The 19,793-nt window shown below is 66.7% G+C and carries 18 protein-coding genes; 13 read left to right on the top strand and 5 right to left on the bottom strand.

The features are described from left to right. Positions 1-5: 5 nt before the first annotated feature. The 4 genes from WT97_RS10630 to WT97_RS10645 form a co-directional block, all read right to left on the bottom strand. On the bottom strand, positions 6-1,313 hold the full coding sequence (locus WT97_RS10630; protein WP_060353396.1) for an Nramp family divalent metal transporter: 1,308 nt from the start codon (positions 1,311-1,313) through the stop codon (positions 6-8). 93 nt (positions 1,314-1,406) lie between these two features. Further along, positions 1,407-2,663 (bottom strand): oxalate decarboxylase family bicupin, encoded by a 1,257-nt coding sequence (locus WT97_RS10635; protein WP_059789601.1) that lies wholly within the window; start codon positions 2,661-2,663, stop codon positions 1,407-1,409. Positions 2,664-3,076: 413 nt separating this feature from the next. Further along, positions 3,077-4,411, bottom strand: a complete 1,335-nt coding sequence (locus WT97_RS10640; protein ID WP_059789602.1) for a type II toxin-antitoxin system HipA family toxin — start codon at positions 4,409-4,411, stop codon at positions 3,077-3,079. A 3-nt stretch (positions 4,412-4,414) separates the two neighbouring features. After that, positions 4,415-4,663, bottom strand: a complete 249-nt coding sequence (locus tag WT97_RS10645; RefSeq protein ID WP_059500312.1) for a helix-turn-helix transcriptional regulator — start codon at positions 4,661-4,663, stop codon at positions 4,415-4,417. A gap of 249 nt (positions 4,664-4,912) precedes the next feature. Between WT97_RS10645 and sapR the strand changes: the two genes are divergently transcribed. From sapR to WT97_RS10710, 13 genes are all read left to right on the top strand, one after another. Then, the gene (gene sapR, locus WT97_RS10650) at positions 4,913-5,797 is read left to right on the top strand and encodes a sap1 transcriptional regulator SapR (protein ID WP_059500311.1); all 885 of its coding nucleotides are present in this window, start codon (positions 4,913-4,915) and stop codon (positions 5,795-5,797) included. Positions 5,798-5,814: 17 nt separating this feature from the next. Continuing rightward, positions 5,815-6,378, top strand: a complete 564-nt coding sequence (gene ddpX / locus WT97_RS10655; protein WP_059500371.1) for a D-alanyl-D-alanine dipeptidase — start codon at positions 5,815-5,817, stop codon at positions 6,376-6,378. Between the two features lie 63 nt (positions 6,379-6,441). After that, complete coding sequence (locus WT97_RS10660; protein WP_059789603.1) at positions 6,442-8,043, top strand: ABC transporter substrate-binding protein; 1,602 nt, start codon at positions 6,442-6,444, stop codon at positions 8,041-8,043. Between the two features lie 10 nt (positions 8,044-8,053). Beyond that, positions 8,054-9,124 (top strand): ABC transporter permease, encoded by a 1,071-nt coding sequence (locus tag WT97_RS10665; protein WP_034204661.1) that lies wholly within the window; start codon positions 8,054-8,056, stop codon positions 9,122-9,124. A 66-nt stretch (positions 9,125-9,190) separates the two neighbouring features. Further along, positions 9,191-10,105: a nickel transporter permease gene (nikC, locus tag WT97_RS10670; RefSeq protein ID WP_059500309.1), complete on the top strand. Its 915-nt coding sequence runs from the start codon at positions 9,191-9,193 to the stop codon at positions 10,103-10,105. Between the two features lies 1 nt (position 10,106). Continuing rightward, on the top strand, positions 10,107-11,021 hold the full coding sequence (locus WT97_RS10675) for an ABC transporter ATP-binding protein (protein WP_060353397.1): 915 nt from the start codon (positions 10,107-10,109) through the stop codon (positions 11,019-11,021). Further along, the gene (locus tag WT97_RS10680) at positions 11,018-11,794 is read left to right on the top strand and encodes an ABC transporter ATP-binding protein (protein WP_059500307.1); all 777 of its coding nucleotides are present in this window, start codon (positions 11,018-11,020) and stop codon (positions 11,792-11,794) included. Before WT97_RS10675 ends, WT97_RS10680 begins: the two co-directional genes overlap by 4 nt. 130 nt (positions 11,795-11,924) lie before the next feature. After that, a complete protein-coding gene (locus tag WT97_RS10685; protein ID WP_059500306.1) occupies positions 11,925-12,179 on the top strand; it encodes a GlsB/YeaQ/YmgE family stress response membrane protein in 255 nt (84 codons plus the stop codon). A gap of 552 nt (positions 12,180-12,731) precedes the next feature. Next, positions 12,732-13,295: a fimbrial protein gene (locus WT97_RS10690; protein ID WP_082742103.1), complete on the top strand. Its 564-nt coding sequence runs from the start codon at positions 12,732-12,734 to the stop codon at positions 13,293-13,295. A gap of 114 nt (positions 13,296-13,409) precedes the next feature. Then, positions 13,410-14,153 (top strand): molecular chaperone, encoded by a 744-nt coding sequence (locus tag WT97_RS10695; protein WP_060353469.1) that lies wholly within the window; start codon positions 13,410-13,412, stop codon positions 14,151-14,153. Positions 14,154-14,336: 183 nt separating this feature from the next. Further along, entirely contained in the window at positions 14,337-16,949 is a 2,613-nt protein-coding gene (locus WT97_RS10700) for a fimbria/pilus outer membrane usher protein (protein ID WP_060353398.1), read from the top strand. A 63-nt stretch (positions 16,950-17,012) separates the two neighbouring features. After that, positions 17,013-17,912: a fimbrial protein gene (locus WT97_RS10705; RefSeq protein ID WP_257128477.1), complete on the top strand. Its 900-nt coding sequence runs from the start codon at positions 17,013-17,015 to the stop codon at positions 17,910-17,912. Positions 17,913-18,416: 504 nt separating this feature from the next. After that, on the top strand, positions 18,417-18,752 hold the full coding sequence (locus WT97_RS10710; RefSeq protein WP_059500303.1) for a hypothetical protein: 336 nt from the start codon (positions 18,417-18,419) through the stop codon (positions 18,750-18,752). A 62-nt stretch (positions 18,753-18,814) separates the two neighbouring features. On the opposite strand, the gene WT97_RS10715 is transcribed toward WT97_RS10710, so the two are convergent. Further along, positions 18,815-19,687, bottom strand: a complete 873-nt coding sequence (locus tag WT97_RS10715; RefSeq protein WP_059500302.1) for a LysR substrate-binding domain-containing protein — start codon at positions 19,685-19,687, stop codon at positions 18,815-18,817. Between the last annotated feature and the right edge of the window lie 106 nt (positions 19,688-19,793).

Raw genomic sequence — 19,793 nt, forward strand, 5'->3', positions numbered from 1 at the left:
CGCGTTCAATTGAACGCCGCCCATACCAGGTAAGCATTCAGCCCGACGATCACGACCGTTGCCGCGCCGGCGACGATCCGCAGCGGCATCCGCATCGCGTAAGCGCCCATCACGTCCTTGCGCGCCGACAGCATCAGCAGCGCGATCATCGGCATCGGCAGCACGAAGCTCAGCACGACCTGGCTCGCCACCATCGCCCGCGTCACGTCGCAGCCGAGCGCGACCACCGCGAACGCGGGCGCGATCGTCACCGCTCGCCGCACCCAGACCGACGTGCGGCGGTGGATGAAGCCCTGCATCACGACCTGCCCGGCCATCGTGCCGACCACCGAGCTCGACACGCCCGAGGTCAGCAGCGCGACGAGAAACAGCGCGCCGGCCGCCGGCCCGAGCACCGGGACCAGCGTGTGATAGGCGTCGCCGATGTCGGTCATGCCCGGCGCGGTCACGTGGAACGCCGACGACGCCATCATCACCATCGCGAGATTCACGAATCCGGCGAGCCCGAGCGCGATCACGACTTCGCGGTTCGAGAAACGCACGAGCCGCCGCCGCTGCGCGTCGTCGCGCGGCGCGGTGCGATCCTGCGTGAGGCCCGAATGCAGATACAGCGTGTGCGGCATGATCGTCGCGCCGATGATCCCGACTGCGATCGTCAGCGCCGCATGATCCGGAATCTGCGGGACCACCAGATGGAACGCGGCCGCACGCCAGTCCTGCGGCGCGATCAGCAACTCGCCGAGATAGCACGCGCCGATCACGCCGACCAGCGCTGCGATCGCCGCTTCGAGCGGCCGGAAGCCGCGCTTTTCGAGCGCGAGGATCGCGCAGGTCGCGAACGCGGTCGCGATCATCCCCGCGAACAGCGACAAATGGCACAACAGCCCGAACGCGAGCGCGCCGCCGAGGAATTCGGCGAGGTCGGTCGCCATCGCGGCGATCTCGGATGCGATCCACATGCCCCACACGACCGGCGCGGGAAACCGGTCGCGGCACAGTTCGGCGAGATTGCGGCCGGTCACGATGCCGAGCTTCGCCGACATCGCCTGGAACAGCATCGCGATCGCGTTCGCGGCCAGCACGACCCACAGCAGCCGGTAGCCATACGCGGCGCCGGCCTGAATGTTGGTCGCGAAGTTGCCGGGGTCCATGTAGCCGATCGATGCGATCACGGCCGGGCCGACGAACGGCAGCAGCGCGGCGACGCCGGTGCGGCGCCCTTCCAGCGCGGCGCGCGCCGCGCCGTCGGTGTGCTCGGTGGTGCGGCCCGGCAGCGCGAAGCCGCCGGCAGGTTTGCTCGGGACGGGAAGCATGGTGGAATTTCCGTTCGAATGAGAAAGACCGATTCGGGCGCACGTGCCGTGGCCGGCGTGCCGCGTGCCGGCCATGGCAGGACGATGGCGGCGTTACAGCGGCACGACGTCGGGACGATTGCGCGGAAACTGCGCGATCACGTCCGGTGCGACGTTCAGGTGCGCTTCGACGAGCTTCGGCGGCGTATGCGCGAGCCAGTCGGACAACGACACCTCCGCATAGCGGTCGGTCTTGAAGATTTCGAGGAACACGAGGTCGGTCTGGCCGGTGTTCTGCACGTAGTGACCGAGGCTCTTCTTCACATAGCCGACGTCGCCCGCGCGGAAGTCGGCCGTCTGCGCCTTCGGCCCCGTGTCGAACACCGTCATCCGCGCCTCGCCTTGCAGGTAGTACTGCCATTCGTCGGCGTTCGGGTGCCAGTGCAGCTCGCGCATGCCGCCCGGATGCACGGTGACGAGCGCCGCCGCGACGGTCGTCGACACGTTGAAGTTGGTGCTGTCCGCGATCCGCACCTCGCCGCCGCGCGTCTTCCTGACCGGCTTCATGTCGCCGAGCGAAAAGACGAACGGATGCGGCGGCACACCGGCCGATGCGGCCGACGCGCGCTGCGCGTCCGCGAGCGGGCCCGGCTCGTCGCCCTGGAAGATCCACAGGTTGTCGAGCGGCACGTTCCTGAACGCATCGGCCGGCACGCCGAAGTTGAGCGCGAGCACGTCGGGCGGCGTATGCGCGATCCAGTCGGTCAGCAACAGCGTGTTGAATTCCGATGCGCGGCCGTTATCGAATGCGAGCAGGAACTCGGCGCCGTCGCGGCCGACGCCCTGCAGCGAATGCGGCAGGCCGGGCGGGAAATACCAGAGATCGCCGGTCTTGACGTCCTGCACCGACGGCCGGCCGAGTTCGTCGAGCACCGTGATCCGGCAGCGGCCGTCGAGCATGATGGCCCACTCGGCCTGCTGGTGCCAGTGCATCTCGCGAATGCCGCCGCGCGTCAGCCGCATGTTGACGCCGGAAATGGTTTCGGAAATCGCGAAATCGTCCTGCGTCACTTCGCGCGCCCAGCCGCCATTTTGAATGCGTTTATGGGCATTATTGAAAGACGCCCAGAATAACGGCATCCCGTTGATATCGGTAGCCGGCGGATCCTGAAAAGACGGAAATTGATTGGCGATGGCCGGATTTTTAGGCCCCGGGTCGGTCAGGCTCTGGCGATTGCGCGCATTCACCGCGCCTTCCGGCGGACTGTCCGGATTGCCGAACGAGGCGGCCTTGGCCGATACCGCGATGCCCGCGGCGGCAATGGCGCCGGCCGTACCTGCCAGCATCCTGCGTCGAGAAAGATTCGTCATGATTTCCTCTTCATTCTTGCGATTGAGAGAATTCCGGTTACGGAATACTTGCCGTTTTCGGATTATCGAAAATCAAACATCCCGTGACGCAAGTTAAATCCAAATCACAGAAAAACTTAAATGAATTATTAACCTGAATCAATGATTTAATCTGATCGACTTTAATTTTGTAATTATTGCGGTGCGGAGGGACCGGGCGGCGACGGTTGTCGGCGAATCGGTCGGGTGCGATGAATGCGGAAATACGACCGCGGCAGGTCGTGACGTCACGCATGGCGACGGGAAGCGATCGAGGCGCCACGTGCGATCGCCGATGCGATGCAGTCGATTCGAAGAACCGATCGTGAAAAACGGGAAACAAGCGAACGCCGGTCCGTCGACCACCGGCTAGCCGGGCCGCGTCGGGCCGCGGTTTACTCCCGCGGCATGTCGGCGAGCCGCTGCGCGGCGAACCGCAATCCGCCCAGAATGCGCTCCGCGACCCTGGCCGGGAAACCGGGAGGCAGTGCGGCACCGACCGACTCGATCACCTGCGGCGTCGCGGCGATGAGCCGTTCGACGATCGGCGTCGCGATGTCGCCGAGCAGGCAATATTCGGCCATCGCGGTAAAGTGCCGTCGCGTGATATCGCGCATCGCATAGTGCTTGCGCTTGCCGTGCACGGCCATCGCGAGCTTCGCCTTGTGCCACGACCACTGGTTCGCGCCATCGCCTTCGACCGGCCAGATCGACATCACGTCATAGAGCGGCGTGAGGCGGAAACGGCCGCCCGGCAGCAGGCGCAGGCTGAAGTTCTTCGCATGCCCGTCCGGGGCGGCGAGCATCCAGAACACGATCAGGGCGGCGAACAGTGTGTCGAGATCCTCCCGCGCCGTCTCCGAACGGCGCAGAAGGCCGGCCAGATCGGGCACGCCGGGGCCGCCCTGCGACTCGTACTTCAGGTGAGGCGGCACGCCGAGCGCCTGGCAGAAATCTTCCTGCGGCAAGCGCAACAGCCATCCGCCGTCGCGATGCAACACCCGATCGAACCGTTCGACCGACAGTACCTTGTGCGCGCCGAAACGCACGATTTCCGCACCCGCCGCCGGCAGACCGAATGCTCGCAGGATCGCGAGACACAGCCACTCGTTCTCGACGGAGGCCGTGAGATCGGCCCGCTTGTTGCCGACCAGCCCGAGCGGCAACTTGAGAATATGCGTCGTCGGCGTGGCGCCGTGCGGGCGCATCCAGCGCCCGTCGTGAAACAGCAGTGCGGTCTTTTCCTGCGCACCGGCCAGCGACAGCCGGAAATCGTCGTCGTCTTCGGCCCCCGTCGCCACACCGCTCGCCTGATCGAGCACGCGTGCGACGTCCTCGTCCGACAGCGGCGTGCCGTCGATGCGATCCAGGCCAGTCGGCGCATCGTCTTCGCCGAGCAATTGCACCGCCCCGACGCAATCGCGACCGAGCGCGGCAAGCAGATCGAACGGCTCGGTCGTCGCCGTGCCGAACCGGGCGGCCAATCGGCGCCGAATGGCGTCGCTGTCCGGAAGCAGGTTGTCGAAGTAATGATTGACGCGTTCGCCGCGCAACGGGGCATCGCCGACACCGAACGGCAGCGACAACGACAACGGGCGGCCGACAGCCGACTGCTTCCAGCCGGCGTCGTACAGCAGTTCCATGCCGCCGCGCACGGGAATCCGCCATGTGCCGACCCTCTGGCCGTTCGTCCAGATCGACAGCGCGCGAGTATGCGATTTGCGTCCCATCGCTTACCACTCGGCGGCGGCTGCGTCGCGCCCGTCCTTGGTGCGAATGATGAGTTCGAGACCGTACAGCGCGGTCAGCTCGAGCAATTGCCTGAGCGACAGGCTTTCGGTACGCGTGGTTTCGAGCAGCGACAGCCGCGACTGGCCCACGCCGATTCGCACTGCCGCTTCGGCTTGCGTCAGGCCGTTGGCCTGACGCGCGGAAGACAGGATTTCGCCCAGTTGCGCGGGCGTATTGACGATGAGATTCACGGCGCGTATTCCTGTAGGCAATAAGCGCAGTATATTCCCAATAGGCATAAACGCAAATTATTCCTCACACGCATAAATGCAAAATATGCATGACAAACATAAAAAGGACGCCCTTGCATGCTGCCATCCGCTCTTGAACAGCCCCTATCGCCCATCCTCACACCATAGTTTTTATCCGCTGGCGCGAATGATTTTGGCTTTGTTAGATGGATGACATTCGTTCAACCAACGACAACGATCTAACATCCAATGACTTGCGCGTTCGCCCGTACCGTCGAATCCCGCTATGCCGAGCTGACCCCGACGGCCAAGCGCATCGCGAGCTACATGCTCGCGAACCTCGACCGGCTCGGGCTCGAGACGGCCGACCAGATCGCGCAGCAGGCCGGCACCAGCGGCATCTCGGTCGGGCGCTTCCTGCGCAGCGTCGGCTACCGCAATCTCGACGACCTGAAGCGCGAACTGCGCGGCGGCGGCGATCGTCCGTGGATGATCACCGACCGGCTCGACGAATACCGCCGCATCGCGGGCACGCAACCGGCCGAACGCAACCGCGGCAACGGGAGTGACGGCCCGCTCGCGTCGTCGCTCGAGCGCGAGCTCGACGCGATCCGCCACGTGTACCGCCTGGCCGAAGGCCCGGTGTTCGCGCAGGTCGCCGACCGCATCGCGCAGGCCGACGCCGTATTCATCCTCGGCATCCAGTCGACGCGCGGCATCAGCAACGCATTCAGCAGCTACCTCGAATACCTGCGCCCGCGCGTGTTCTATTCCGACGGCCAGTCGGGCTCGTACGTCGATTCGCTGAACTCCGAATTCGAGCGGCCGTACTGCGTCGTCACCGATACGCGCGCGTATTCGCGCAGCGCGCGCCGCTATTGCGAGGCGGCCGCCGAGCTCGGCCAGCCGTTCGCGCTGGTCACCGATCTGTCGTGCCCGTGGGCGCGCGAATGGCCGGCCGACCTGCTGCAGGTGAAGACCGACGTCGGCCAGTTCTGGGATTCGCTCGCGCCGCTCACCTGCCTGTTCAACCTGCTGATCACGGCGGTGGTCGACCGCCTCGGCCCCGCGATCGACCGGCGCGTCGCGCGCAACCGCGAACTGCAGCGCACGTTCGATCAATTCGAATCATGAGCGAGCCCACCCTGCCGATGAACGATCACCGCCTCGTCGAAATCACGCCCGCCACGCATCGCGTCGATATCGATCTCGTCTATGCGACCGAGCGCAACCTGACCGGCAAGCCGATCTACCGCAACGCGCACTGTCTGCTGCTCGAGCCGGCCGAAGCCGCATTGCGCCGCGCGGTCGACGTCGCCGCGCAGGCAGGCTTCACGCTGCGCATCTACGACGCCTACCGGCCGCCGCAGGCGCAGCAGGTGCTGTGGGATTTCCTGCCCGATCCGAACTTCGTCGCCGATCTCGGCCGCGGCTCGAATCACAGCCGCGGCACCGCGCTCGACCTGACGCTCGTCGGCGCGAACGGCGCGCCGCTCGACATGGGCACCGGCTTCGACGAGATGGTCGCCGCGTCGGGCCACTTTCACGCGGGGCTGCCCGAGCAAGTGCAACGCAACCGCCTGCTGCTGCTCGGCGTGATGCACGCGGCCGGCTTCGCGCACATCGACAGCGAATGGTGGCACTACGAACTGCCCGGCTCTCGAGCGTTGCCGCAGATCGACAACGCGGCGAGCGGCCCGTGGCGCCTGATGTAACGACGAAGCACGCCCCCCCTTTTCCGTTCACGTTCAACGACTTCAACGACCGATGGAGCGCACATGAAATTCCCGACATCCCGGCTCGTCGCGGCGCTGGCCGCCGCGTCCGTATTCGCCGCCGTTCCGCTTTGCGCCGCCCATGCGGAAACGCCGAAGGACTTGTTCGTGATGGCCACGCTGCTCGACGAATTCACGACGCTCGACCCCGGCGAGATCTACGAGCTGGTGCCGGAGGAATACGTCGCGAACACGTACGACCGGCTCGTGCGCGTCGACCTGCGCGATCCGTCGAAATTCAACGGCGACGTCGCGCAGTCGTGGACGGTCAGCCCCGACGGCCTGACCTACACGTTCAAGCTGCGCACCGGCCTCAAGTTCCACTCGGGCAACCCGCTGACGGCCGACGACGTCGCGTGGTCGATCCAGCGCGCGGTGCTGCTCGACAAGGGGCCGGCCGCCGTGCTGACCGGCATCGGCCTCACGAAGGCGAACGTCGCAGCGAACGTGAAGAAGCTCGACGACGCGACGGTGTCGATCACGACCGACCGCAAGTACGCGCCGACCTTCGTGCTGAACGTGCTCGGCTCGTGGCCCGCGTCGGTGCTCGACAAGAAGCTGCTGCTGTCGCACCAGCAGGGCAACGACTTCGGCAACGCGTGGCTGAAGACCAACGAAGCCGGCTCCGGCGCATACAGGCTGGTCAAGTGGACGGCCGGCGACAGCCTCGTGCTGCAACGCTTCGACGGCTACCGGCTGCCGCTCGCGATGAAGCGCATCGTGCTGCGCCACGTGCCCGAAGCCGCAAGCCAGCGCCTGCTGCTGGAAAACGGCGACGTCGACGCGGCGCGCGACCTGAGCCCCGACGATCTCGCGTCGGTGGCGAAGTCCGGCAAGGCGAAGGTGGCGGCATCGCCGCAGGCGACGCTGCTGTATCTCGGCCTGAACACGAAGAACCCGACGCTCGCGAAACCCGACGTGCAGGAAGCGCTGAAATGGCTCGTCGACTATGCGGGCATCCAGAGCAACGTCGTGAAGACGACCTACAAGGTGCACCAGACCTTCTTGCCCGAAGGCTTCCTCGGCACGCTGAACACGAACCCGTACAAGCTCGACGTCGCGAAGGCGAAGGCGCTGCTCGCGAAGGCCGGCGTGCCCGGCGGCTTCTCGGTGACGATGGACGTGCGCAACGATTATCCGTACACGGAGATCGCACAGGCCGTGCAGGCGAACTTCGCGCAGGCGGGCATCAAGGTTCAGCTGATCCCCGGCGACAACAAGCAGACGCTCGCGAAATACCGCGCGCGCCAGCACGACATCTACATCGGCGAATGGTCGGCGGACTACATCGACCCGCACAGCAACGCGCAAGGTTTTGCGTGGAATCCGGACAACTCCGACAAGTCGAGCTATAAAATGCTGGCCTGGCGCAACAGCTGGGACATCCCGCAACTGACGAGGGAAACCGACGCCGCGCTCGCCGAGCCGGCCGCCGCGAAACGCGCGCAACGGTATCAGGCGATGCAGAAGGAAGTGCTCGCGCGCTCGCCGTTCGTGATCATGTTCGAGAAAGTCGCGCAGGTCGCGACGCGGCCCGGCGTGAGCGGGCTCGAAGTCGGGCCGATCAACGATCTCGTGTCGTACCGCAACCTGAAGAAGCAATAAGATTCGCCGCATGTCGACTCCCGCCTCCTCCCTCGAAGCCCTGCGCACGCTGCCCGCGCGGCGCCCGGCCGTACGCTGGGCACTGCGCGTGCTGCGCTGGGCGCTCACGCTCGCCGTCACGTTCGCGGGGCTGCTCGCGCTGACGTTCGTGATCGGCCGCAAGGTGCCGATCGATCCCGTGCTCGCGATTCTCGGCGATCGCGCATCGGCCGACGCCTATGCGGCCGAGCGCATCGCGCTCGGGCTCGACAAGCCGCTCGTCACGCAATTCCTGATCTATGCGCGCGACGTGCTGCACGGCAACCTCGGCGTGTCGCTGCTGACCGCGAACCCGGTGCTCGACGACATCCGGCGCGTGTTCCCGGCCACGCTCGAACTGGCGACGATCGCGACGTTGATCGGCATCGCGATCGGCGTGCCGCTCGGCGTCGCGGCCGCCGTGAAGCACAACCGGCCGATCGATCACATCGCGCGCTTCGTCGGGCTGATCGGAAATTCGGTGCCGGTATTCTGGCTCGGGCTGATGGGGCTGCTGCTGTTCTATGCGCGGCTGCACTGGGTCGGCGGCCCCGGCCGGCTCGATCCCGTGTACGACGGGATGGTCGACCCGCGCACCGGCAGCCTGCTGCTCGATGCGGCGCTCGCGGGCGAGTGGGACGTATTGCGCAACGCGGTGTCGCACATCGCGCTGCCGGCCGCGATCCTCGGCTACTACTCGGTCGCGTATCTGAGCCGCATGACGCGCTCGTTCATGCTCGACCAGCTGAGCCAGGAATACATCGTCACCGCGCGCGCGAAGGGCCTGTCCGAGCGGCGCGTGATCTGGCGGCACGCGTTCGGCAACATCGCGGTGCCGCTGCTCACCGTGATCGCGCTCACGTACAGCAACCTGCTCGAAGGCTCGGTGCTGACCGAAATCGTGTTCGCGTGGCCGGGGCTCGGCTCGTACCTGACCGGCGCGCTGCTGAACGCCGACATGAACGCGGTGCTCGGCGCGACGCTCGTGATCGGCGCGATGTTCATCACCGTCAACCTGCTGACCGACGCGCTGTACCGCGTGTTCGATCCGCGTGCGCGCTGAGGGCCGCTCCGACATGACCGCTTCCGCCCCGCTTCTTTCCCCGTCCACCCCGGAGGCCGCCCGATCATGAATGCCGAGCGTCTCACGCTGCGCGCGTGGCTTCTTTCCGATGCGCCCGCGTCGCGCTCGCAGGCCGCGTTCGGCCTCGCGTACCGCCGCTGGCGCCGCTTCGCGGTCAATCCGCTCAACCTGTTCGGGCTCGCGATCCTGGTCGCGCTGATCGCGGTCGCGATCGTCGGCCCGCTGATCATGCCGCACGATCCGCTGCGCCAGGTGCTGGCCGACCGGCTGCTGCCGCCCGGCTCGCCGTCGCACTGGTTCGGCACCGACCAGCTCGGCCGCGACATCCTTTCGCGGCTGATCGCGGGGTCGCGCCTGACGCTCGGCATCGCGCTGCTCGTCGTCGTGATCGTCGTGCCGATCGGTCTGCTGATAGGCACGACGGCCGGCTATTGCAGCGGCTTCGTCGACAGCGTGCTGATGCGCATCACCGACATCGCGCTCGCGTTCCCGAAGATCGTGCTCGCGCTCGCATTCGCGGCCGCGCTCGGCCCCGGCGTGATCAACGCGGTCGTCGCGATCTCGATCACCGCATGGCCCGCGTATGCACGGCTCGCGCGCGCGGAGACGATCCGCATCGCGCAGGCCGACTACATCCATGCGGCGCGGCTGCAAGGCGCGTCGGGCCCGCGCATCCTGCTGCGCTACATCATGCCGCTGTGCATGTCGTCGGTGATCGTGCGCGCGACGCTCGACATGGCCGGCATCATCCTGACCGTCGCGGGCCTCGGCTTTCTCGGCCTCGGCGCGCAGCCGCCGAGCCCCGAATGGGGTTTCATGGTCGCGTCGGGCCGCAACGTGCTGCTCGACGCGTGGTGGGTCGCGACGCTGCCCGGCATCGCGATCCTGCTCGTGAGCCTCGCGTTCAACCTGCTCGGCGACGGGCTGCGCGACGTCTTCGATCCCCGCCATGGAGCGTGACATGCCGATGAATTCCACCGCCGCGCCGGCGCCGCTCTGCGAGATCGACGGGCTGAAGATCGGTTTCCGCGGGCACGACGGCAGCGTCACCGACGCCGTGCGCGACCTGTCGCTGACGCTCGCACCCGGCGAACGGCTCGGCATCGTCGGCGAATCGGGCTCCGGCAAGTCGCTGACGGGCCGCGCGCTGCTCGGCCTGCTGCCCGACGCCGCGCGCTGGTCCGCGCACACGATGCGCTTCGCGGGCCACGACCTGCTCGCGATGTCGCCGCGCGAACGCAGGCGGCTGTGCGGCAGCCAGATGGGCATGATCCTGCAGGACCCGAAATATTCGCTGAACCCGGTGATGACCGTCGCGAAGCAGATGGGCGAAGCGTTCCGGCTGCACGAGCCGGGCTTGCGCGGCCGCGCGCTGCGCGAGCGGATCGTCGATGCGCTCGCGGCCGTGCAGATCCGCGACCCGGCACGCGTCGCCGATGCGTATCCGCACGAGCTGTCGGGCGGCATGGGCCAGCGCGTGATGATCGCGATGATGGTGTCGACCGGCCCGCGCCTGTTGATCGCCGACGAGCCGACCTCCGCGCTCGACGTTGCGGTGTCGATGCAAGTACTCGCGGTGCTCGATGCGATGATCGCGCGACACGGCACCGGCCTGATGTTCATCAGCCACGACCTGCCGCTCGTGATGTCGTTCTGCGACCGCGTCGCGGTGATGTATGCGGGGCGCGTGGTCGAAACCTGCGCCGCGCGCGACCTGCGCGATGCGTCTCATCCCTATACGCGCGGGCTGCTCGCGGCGCATCCGCCGCTCGCGAACCCGCCCGCCGAACTGCCGGTGCTGCGGCGCGACCCGGCATGGCTCGACCCCGCGCCGCCGGCCGCCGTACGCGCCGATCGACAGGAGGCCCCACGATGATCGACGTCGATCACGCATCGATCCGTTTCCCGACCCGCACGGGTCACGTCGACGCCGTGCGCGACGCGAGCTTCGCGGTACGCGACGGCGAAGTGTTCGGGCTCGTCGGCGAATCGGGTTCCGGCAAGTCGACGCTGCTGCGTGCGCTGACGGGCCTCGCGCCGCTCGCGTCCGGCAGCCTGTCGATCGACGGCCGCCCGGTGGGCGGCACGCCCGATCGTGCGTTCCGCCGCCACGTGCAGATGGTGTTTCAGGATCCGTACGCGTCGCTGCATCCGCGCTTCACCGTCGACCAGACGCTGCGCGAGCCGCTGTCGATCCATGCGATCGGCGACGCCGACGCGCGGATCGCCCGCGCGCTGTCCGAGGTCGGGCTCGGCCCGGCGTTCCGCTTCCGCTACCCGCACCAATTGTCGGGTGGCCAGCGCCAGCGCGTGGCGATCGCGCGCGCGCTGATCGTCGAGCCGCGCGTGCTGCTGCTCGACGAGCCGACGTCGGCGCTCGACGTGTCGGTGCAGGCCGAGATTCTGAACCTGCTGCGCCGCCTGCATCGCGAGCGCAACCTGACGATGATCCTCGTCAGTCACAATCTCGCGGTGATCGGCTTCCTGTGCCAGCGCGTCGCGGTGATGCGGCACGGCGAGATCGTCGAACAGCTGCGCATCGAGGACGTGCGCGCCGGACAGGTCGCACGCGACTACACGCGCACGCTGCTGCAGGCGACCGAAGGCTACCGCCGCCTCGATCCGGTGGCCGACGCGTCCGCCACGTGACATCCGCCGGACGCGAACACATGCGATACTGCGCACGCCACGTGCCGGCTTGCCGCCGCGTGGAACCCCTTGCGCACTGCAGGGGTCAACTTCCTTTCGTCAACAGCTCAATCGCAATAGGGAGGCGTTCATGCTGCAATTCATCGAAACCCTGGTCGTCGGGCTCATCGTCGGCCTCCTCGCCCGCGCGTTCAAGCCGGGCGACGACAAGATGGGCATCCTGATGACCATCGTGCTCGGCGTCGTCGGCTCGCTGGTCGCCGGCTACGTCGGCCGCGCGGCCGGGTGGTATGCGCCGGGCCAGGGCGCGGGCTGGATCGCGTCGATCATCGGTGCGATCGTGCTGCTCGTGATCGTGGGTGCGATCCGCAAGCGCGCCGGCTGATCGCCTAACGCGCCGCTCGCCAGAGCGGGCACCCCAAGCAAAACGGCCGCTCGCACACGAGCGGCCGTTTTGCTTGGCGCGTTCCGATCGCGCGCCCAGGCGCCCGTTTGCGCAGGCGCGCGCACTGCGCCGCGATCGAATGGCGGGATATTGCCTCGCGTCGAACGCGAATCACGTGCGGCTTCCGAGGTCGCATGTCCGTCGTGCCAACGGCAAACACGTGAATCACGCAACACGGCGGGCCGCGGCACGATCCTCATCGCCGACAGCCGTTACGGGCACGCCCTGGCTCTCCCTTCCCGCGCGGCCCGCCCCCGCCTTTCCGGAGCCGTTCCGGTCCATCGGAAAGCAAGTTCAGGGCACTCGGCTTCGGCCGCGCCCAACCCTATTTAACATTTTCTCGTACTCGTCCTACCAATTTCAAAATAGACATCGTAATCGTCTCATTAACAACGATTTCATAGATCTTCAAACTTCATTCCGAAACGCGATTGTGGTTTTTTAAATCACAAATCTGCGATTTTCAACGTAAATTCCTGTGGAGATTTGAAGATGGAAATCAAAAAAATTGCACGTGCGCTGCCCTTCGTCCTGATCGCGGCGGGCGCGACGGTCTCGACCATGGCCCACGCGTCCGACGGCACCATTTCGTTCGACGGCAAGGTCATCGCGTCGACGTGCAAGATCGACGGCGAATCCAGCGGTAACTTCACCGTTCACCTTCCCCCCGTCAGCACCAATGCGCTCGCCGCGACAGGGGCCGTCGCCGGCCGCACGCCGTTTTCGTTGTCGCTGAGCGGCTGCACCGTCGGCGAAGGCAATCCGGTGAAGGTCGGTGTCGTGTTCGAACCCGGTGCGAACGTCGATCAGTCCACCGGTCGCCTGACGCTCGACCAGGGCGAAGACAAGGCACAAGGCATTCAGCTCAACGTGCTGGATGCGCAGCAGAAGCAGATCATGATCGGTTCGGCTTCCTCGTCGAATCCGCCGCAGGCGGTCGACATCGGTGCAGACGGCAAGGCGAAACTGGACTATTTCACGGAGTACTACGCATCGGGCGCCGTGAAGGCCGGCGACGTGAATTCGCGCGTCGAGTATTCGTTGATCTACCAATAACGGGCGGCGAACGGCGGTCGCCTACGCGGCTATCGCCGAGCCATTCGGTTGCTGCCCGCGCAACGATTGCGTTGCACGGGCCGCATGGTCCCAACGATACGACGAAGCATGCTCATGAAACCGTTGAAACTCCTCCGCACCCTGACCGTCGCTGCCGCAGCACTCGCGACCCAGGCCGAAGCCAGCGTGGTCATCGCCGGCACGCGCGTCGTCTTTCCGTCCAGCGAGCGCGAAGTGACGATCCAGCTCACGAACGACGGCAAGCGGCCTGCGCTGGTCCAGGCGTGGATCGACGACGGCGATCGCAACGCGCTGCCGGAACAGATCGACGTGCCGTTCGCGCTGACGCCGTCGATGTTCAGGATGGAGCCAGGCACCGGGCAGACGCTGCGCGTGATGCATACCGACCAGCCGCTGCCGGCCGACAAGGAATCGCTGTTCTGGCTGAACGTGCTCGAAGTGCCGCCGAAGGCAACGGCCGGCGACAATCCGAACCGGGTGCAGCTTGCGTTCCGCTCGCGCATCAAGATCATGTACCGCCCGGCGAGCCTGAAGGGCGATGCGAATGCCGCTCCGGCACGGCTCGACTGGCGCGTGACCCGCACCGACGGCGGCCGCTATGTGCTGCAGGCAACGAACCCGACGTCTTACGTCGTCAATCTCGGCAGCGTGATGCTGAAATCCGCAGGACGCCAATACGACGCCGGCTCGGGCTATGTGCTGCCGGGCGCCACCCAGCGCTTCCCGATCAAGGATCTCGTCGCGGCCCCCGCCGCCGGCGCTGCGGTCGGATTCGCCGCCATCAACGACTGGGGCGCGTCGACCGACATCGAACTTCCGGTGTCCGTCGCACCGTAACGCCGTCGGCCCCGGACGGCCGCACCGCCGACCGATAGCGTCCCCCTTCCGTTTCCTTCCCTCCGGTTGCCCCGTCGGCCGACGCAAGACGCCGCTGGCCGCGCGCGCCGACCGTCGATCGCGCCATGGCGCGACATGGAGAAAACGGCACGGCTTCGACCCGATGAACGCCAGGAATTGCGAATGTCTTCGAATCGACCTTTGAGAATCGGCACGGCACGGCTGCCGCGCATGAAACTGATCCCGCTGTTGGTGACGGGCTGCGTCGCCACGTGGGTCGGCGACGGTCGCGCCCAACCGGCAGCGTCCGCTCAAGCCGCGACTTCGCAGCCTGAGCGGGTCGAGTTCGACGACGCCTTTCTTGCCAATCGCGTCGGCAAGAACTTCGACATCACGCGCTTCGAGCAGCGCAATATCACGGCCCCGGGCGTGTACGGCGTCGACATCCGCGTGGGCAACGACTGGATCGGCCGGCACGACGTGCGTTTCGCAGCCGTGGCCGACACGGCGGACGCGCAGCCCTGTTTCGACCGTGCGCTGCTGGAACGCGCCGGCGTCGACCTGACCCGGCTTGCGCCCGACGCCGTCGCGCGGCTCGACGCGAGCGAAGCCTGTCATCGGATCGGCGACATCGTGGCGGATGCGGGCGCGACCTTCGACTTCACGCGGCAGACGCTCACGCTCGGCATTCCGCAGGCGGCGCTCGTGCGGCGCGCGCGCGGCTATGTGAGCCCCGATCAATGGACATCCGGCGTGCCGGTCGGCTTGCTCGGCTACAACCTCAACGTCTACACGTCGAAAAGCAGCGGCGAGGCGGCCCGCACGCAAGGCTACCTCGGCCTGAGCGGCGGCGTGAACGTCGGCGACTGGCATCTGCGCCACGAAGGCTCGTACTCGTGGTCGTCGAGCGGCGAACGCCAATATCAGGACATCGCCACCTATCTTCAGCGCGACCTGACGGCGCTGTCGTCGCAGCTCGTGATCGGCGAAAGCTACACGTCGGGCGAACTGTTCGATTCGACCCGGTTCCGCGGCGTGCGCGTGTCGACGGACGACCGGATGCTGCCCGATTCGCTGCGCGGCTACGCGCCCGTCGTGCGCGGCGTCGCGAACAGCAATGCGAAGGTGACGATCCGCCAGAACGGCGTGCTGCTCTACGAGACGACGGTCGCGCCCGGCAATTTCGAGATCGACGATCTGTACCCGACCGGTTACGGCGGCGATCTCGATGTGTCGGTGAACGAGGCCGACGGTACCGTGCACACGTTCTCGGTGCCTTACGCGGCCGTGCCGCTGTCGCTGCGGCCCGGCATCAGCCGCTACAGCTTCGTCGCGGGCGCGCTGCGCAGCACGGGCGGCGGCCAGCCTTTGTTCACGCAGGCCACCTACCAGCGCGGGCTGACCAATCTGCTGACCGGGTACGGCGGCGTCACGCTTGCGGGCGGCTATGCGGCGTTCATGATCGGCGGCGCGCTGAACACGTCGTTCGGCGCGATCGGCATGGACGTCACGCATGCGACGACGTCGATTCCCGGCGCCAGGCGCTTCAACGGCTCGAGCATGCGCGTCAGCTATGCGAAATCGGTCGCGCAAACCGGCACCGACATCGCGCTCGCCGCGTATCGCTATTCGACGGACGGCTATTTCGGGCTCAACGATGCGATGCGGGCGCGCGACGCCGCGCGAAACGGCCTGTCGTCGAGCGCATCGGTGTGGCGTCAGCGCCACCGCGCGTCGCTCACGCTCACGCAGCGCCTGGGCGAGAAAGGCGGACGCGTCGACCTGACCGCGTCGGCGGCCGACTACTGGAACCGTTCGGGCTCGGACGTCAATTACACGGTCGGCTACACCAACAGCTTCCGGAACATGTCGTACAACCTGTCGGCCACCCGCCAGCGCAATATCGGCGGCGACATGAGCACGCTGTATTACGCGAGCGTCACGATTCCGCTCGGTCGCGCTCGGCCGACGACGCTCACCGGCAATCTGTCGTACGACACGCGCGGTCGCACGCGCATGCAGTCGACGCTGTCCGGTTCGACCGGCGTGGACAACGCGTTGTCGTACAGCGTCAGCGCGAACCACGCGTCCGGCTCGGGCATGTCGACGACGGACGGCAGCGGCAACGTCGCCTATCGTTCGCGAGTCGCCGAGTTCAGCGCCAGCGCCGGCGCAAGCGCGGATTACCAGCAAGGCTCGCTCGGCATGCGCGGCGCGATCGTCGCGCACGGCGGCGGCATCACGTTCTCGCAGCCGGTGTCCGAGACGTTCGCGATCGTCGAAGCGCCGGGCGCGGCCGGTGCGCGCATCACCAACGCGTCGGGTGCGCGGGTCGACGGCAGCGGCTACGCGATCGTCCCGTATCTGACGCCGTACAGCCTCAACACGGTCGCAATCGATCCGAAGGGCATCTCGATGGATGTCGATCTGAAGGAAACGAGCCGGCAGATCGCGCCGCGCGCGGGCGCGGTGCCGCTGATCCGCTTCGCGACCGACAACGGCCGCGCCGCGCTCGTCCACGCGCGCCAGGCGGACGGCGCGCCGCTGCCGTTCGGCGCGGCCGTGTACGACGAGACGGGCAAGGAGATCGGCGTCGTCGGCCAGGCCAGCAGGATCTTCGCGCGCGGGCTCAAGCATGAAGGCGAGTTGACCGTGCAATGGGGCACGGACGACGGCTCGGCGTGCCGGATCACGTACGAGCTGCCGACCGTGAGCAAACATCAACGGAAGTCGTCGGGGCTTCAATCGATCGACGGCGTGTGCGCAGCCGTGCCGACACTCGCCGGCGGCGAATAAGGAGGGAGCATGCGTAACATTTCTCGATCGGACGTACCGACTCGACGCGATCGATCGGCGTTCTTGCCCGCTGCGATTCTATTGGCATCGGCTGCATGGTTCTCACCTGAGCCGGCGGTCGCGCGCTCGTTGTACGCATTCGGACAAGCGTCCATCTCGATTCCGTCGAACGCCGTATCGGGCACGATCGTGGCGCGCCAGTATTACTCGCCCGAGGAATTTTGCGGAAAGGACTCGTGCACGATCACGGGCGTCGTCCTCTCCGAGAAGGGCTCGATCTGGTCGTTCGCCAAAGGCCCGGATCTGCTGACGAACGTCTCCGGCTTGTCGACCCGCATGCTCGTCGACGGCACGCCGGTCACCTCGTCCCTCAGGACGACAGTGCGCAACGCAGTCGAAATTCAACTGTTCCGCGACGGCCGTGCCCCCGAAAGCGGAGCATTGAGTCCGGGCGCAATCAACAGCTACTATCAGCTCAGCTACAAATCCGGCCTCCTGGGTGACGAAACGTTCGTCTACCTGGCCACGAAAGTCAGCTTCATCAACGGCACCTGCTCGGTACCCGACCAGACCGTCACGCTGCCGCCGGTTCAGCAAAGCGCGTTCAACGGCGTCGGCTCGACCACCGGCACGGTCGATTTCCAGCTGCGCCTGAACAACTGCCCGCCCGGCTACAACCGGATCGGCTATCAGCTTTCGCCTCTGGATGGTGCCGTCAGCGGTAGCCCCGGCACACTGCAACTGCGCCCGGGATCGACCGCCGCCGGCGTCGGCGTCCAGATCGCCGACGGCACGACCGGAAATCCGTTGCCGTTCCAGCAATCGATCCCCGTGACCGGCTACAACAAGAACACGGGCGGTTCGCCGTCGATTCCGCTGCGCGCGTCGTACATCCAGACCGACGCAACCGTCAAGGGCGGTTCGGTGCGCGCCGCAGCCCAGGTGCTGCTCGACTATCAATGATGTCCGGTGCGTCGGCCGGGCCGGCGTTCGCGGGCGGGGCGCACACGCCCCGATCGCGAACGCTCGCTGATCCCGGTCGCCGCCTGCCCGACGACAGCCCTCGCTACCCGCGAAAAACGCCATTGCGAGATACGTGAAGCAACAGGCAGACGCCGGGCTCGAGATCGATATCGGACGGCCGCTCGATTGAGCGACCGTTTCCCCTGGTTCCCGCAAATTCGCGAGCGCGTCGATTGGCCGACTCCACCGCGATTTGCGTTCGAGATCGGCATCGGGCGACGGTCTTCTACCAGCTTCCGCCTCCGGCCATACCCTGCCTTGCGCCCGCACAAATTTGAGATAAATTGATTGAAGGAATACGCCGTCGTTTGCGTATTCCCGCTATTTCCGGATTTTCATTCAAGAGGTTCGATGAAGTTGCCGTTTACGCATTCAGCACCGCAGCGTTGACGGACTGCCATTCGAGCGGCCTCGCTGCGACGCGCTTCCTCTCTGGAGCCTGTCATGAAGCATCGCCTGTTCGCCGCCTCGTTCGCCCTGGCTGCCTCGCTTCTGGCCACGTCCTCTTCATTTGCCGCCGGCACGTCCGGCATCATCTACTTCACCGGCATGATCGTCGAGCCGCCGTGCTCGTTCGCGCTCGACGCCACCGGCACCGCGCCCGCGCACGTGCGCGCCGACTGCCCGCGCCCCGCGACCGGGCAGATCGCGTTCGTCGACGCGGCGAGCATGCGGGCCGTGAAGACCACGACCTTTACCCAGGCCTCTCGCGCAATCGTTTTACCGAACCGTCCGGGCAACGATCAGGCGCCGATGATCGCCGTCGTCACGTATCAGTAACGCCCGGCGCCGGTGCGGCATGGTGCGGTTTCGCGCCGCGGTCGGGCGCGTGCGATCGCCGGTCAGTCGCGATGGCAGGCGATCCAGTCGCTGAACGCGCGGATCTTCTGCTGGCTGCCGAGGCTCTCCGGATAGACGAAGTAGTAACGCGCGCCGGTCTCGAGCACGACGTCGAACGGCCGTTCGAGCCGGCGCGCGCTGACGTCCTCATCGACGAGCGTCACGTCGCCGATCGCGACGCCGAACCCCTGCATCGCCGCGTTCGTCGCGAGATCGAGCGTGTCGAACGTCGGCCCGCGCGCGGGATCCACACGGCGCTCGCCCGCATGATCGAGCCATGCACGCCAGTCGCGATGGTCGCGCGTGGGATGCAGCAGCGTATGGCGCGCAAGATCGCCGGTCGCATCGAGCGGCGCGGTTTGTCGCAATTCGGGTGCGCAGACGGGCGTCAGCCGTTCGTCGAACAGCGGCAGTGCGACGACGCCCGGGCCCGGCGACGTCCCGTAGACGATTGCCGCGTCGAACGGCTCGCTCGAAAAATCGACGACGTGCTGCCACGCGGTCGTAATCTGCACGTGGAGATCGGGATGCTCGCCCTGGAAGCGCATGATGCGCGGCAGCATCCAGCGGATCACGCAGGTCGGCACCTTCAGCGCGAGATCGGTGCGCTGCCGCGTGAGCTTCATCGAGATGTCCTCGATGCGCGCGAAGCTCTCGTCGACCACCGGCAACAACTGCTCGCCCTCGGCCGTCAGCGTGAGGCCCTTCGCATGCCGCTTGAACAGCGGAAAACCGTAATGCGCCTCGAGCGTCTGGATCTGCCGGCTCACGGCGCCCTGAGTGAGACACAGCTGTTCGGCCGCACGCGTGAAGCTGCGGTGGCGGGCCACCGTCGAGAAGATCTGCAGCGCGTGCAGGGGCGGAAGTCGGCGCATGGCGAACGGAAAACAGGAAACGGCGAGGAAAACGGCGCGGAAGGGCCGCGCGCCGATGCCGGCGCGCGCTGTTCGACACGATAAGCCAAACGCCGGCTTTGCGCGA

The sequence above is a fragment of the Burkholderia sp. MSMB1459WGS genome (genome assembly GCF_001534535.1).
GTDB lineage: Bacteria > Pseudomonadota > Gammaproteobacteria > Burkholderiales > Burkholderiaceae > Burkholderia.

What these genes read in the sequence shown, in the direction of transcription:
- WT97_RS10660 (WP_059789603.1), top strand. Translation starts at nt 6,442, where the DNA reads ATGAAATTCCCGACATCCCGGCTCGTCGCGGCGCTGGCCGCCGCGTCC.
- WT97_RS10690 (WP_082742103.1), top strand. Translation starts at nt 12,732, where the DNA reads ATGGAAATCAAAAAAATTGCACGTGCGCTGCCCTTCGTCCTGATCGCG.
- ddpX (WP_059500371.1), top strand. Translation starts at nt 5,815, where the DNA reads ATGAACGATCACCGCCTCGTCGAAATCACGCCCGCCACGCATCGCGTC.
- WT97_RS10665 (WP_034204661.1), top strand. Translation starts at nt 8,054, where the DNA reads ATGTCGACTCCCGCCTCCTCCCTCGAAGCCCTGCGCACGCTGCCCGCG.
- nikC (WP_059500309.1), top strand. Translation starts at nt 9,191, where the DNA reads ATGAATGCCGAGCGTCTCACGCTGCGCGCGTGGCTTCTTTCCGATGCG.
- WT97_RS10640 (WP_059789602.1), bottom strand. Translation starts at nt 4,411, where the DNA reads ATGGGACGCAAATCGCATACTCGCGCGCTGTCGATCTGGACGAACGGC.
- WT97_RS10630 (WP_060353396.1), bottom strand. Translation starts at nt 1,313, where the DNA reads ATGCTTCCCGTCCCGAGCAAACCTGCCGGCGGCTTCGCGCTGCCGGGC.
- WT97_RS10680 (WP_059500307.1), top strand. Translation starts at nt 11,018, where the DNA reads ATGATCGACGTCGATCACGCATCGATCCGTTTCCCGACCCGCACGGGT.
- WT97_RS10700 (WP_060353398.1), top strand. Translation starts at nt 14,337, where the DNA reads ATGTCTTCGAATCGACCTTTGAGAATCGGCACGGCACGGCTGCCGCGC.
- WT97_RS10710 (WP_059500303.1), top strand. Translation starts at nt 18,417, where the DNA reads ATGAAGCATCGCCTGTTCGCCGCCTCGTTCGCCCTGGCTGCCTCGCTT.
- WT97_RS10715 (WP_059500302.1), bottom strand. Translation starts at nt 19,687, where the DNA reads ATGCGCCGACTTCCGCCCCTGCACGCGCTGCAGATCTTCTCGACGGTG.
- WT97_RS10685 (WP_059500306.1), top strand. Translation starts at nt 11,925, where the DNA reads ATGCTGCAATTCATCGAAACCCTGGTCGTCGGGCTCATCGTCGGCCTC.
- WT97_RS10635 (WP_059789601.1), bottom strand. Translation starts at nt 2,663, where the DNA reads ATGACGAATCTTTCTCGACGCAGGATGCTGGCAGGTACGGCCGGCGCC.
- sapR (WP_059500311.1), top strand. Translation starts at nt 4,913, where the DNA reads ATGACTTGCGCGTTCGCCCGTACCGTCGAATCCCGCTATGCCGAGCTG.
- WT97_RS10675 (WP_060353397.1), top strand. Translation starts at nt 10,107, where the DNA reads ATGCCGATGAATTCCACCGCCGCGCCGGCGCCGCTCTGCGAGATCGAC.
- WT97_RS10695 (WP_060353469.1), top strand. Translation starts at nt 13,410, where the DNA reads ATGAAACCGTTGAAACTCCTCCGCACCCTGACCGTCGCTGCCGCAGCA.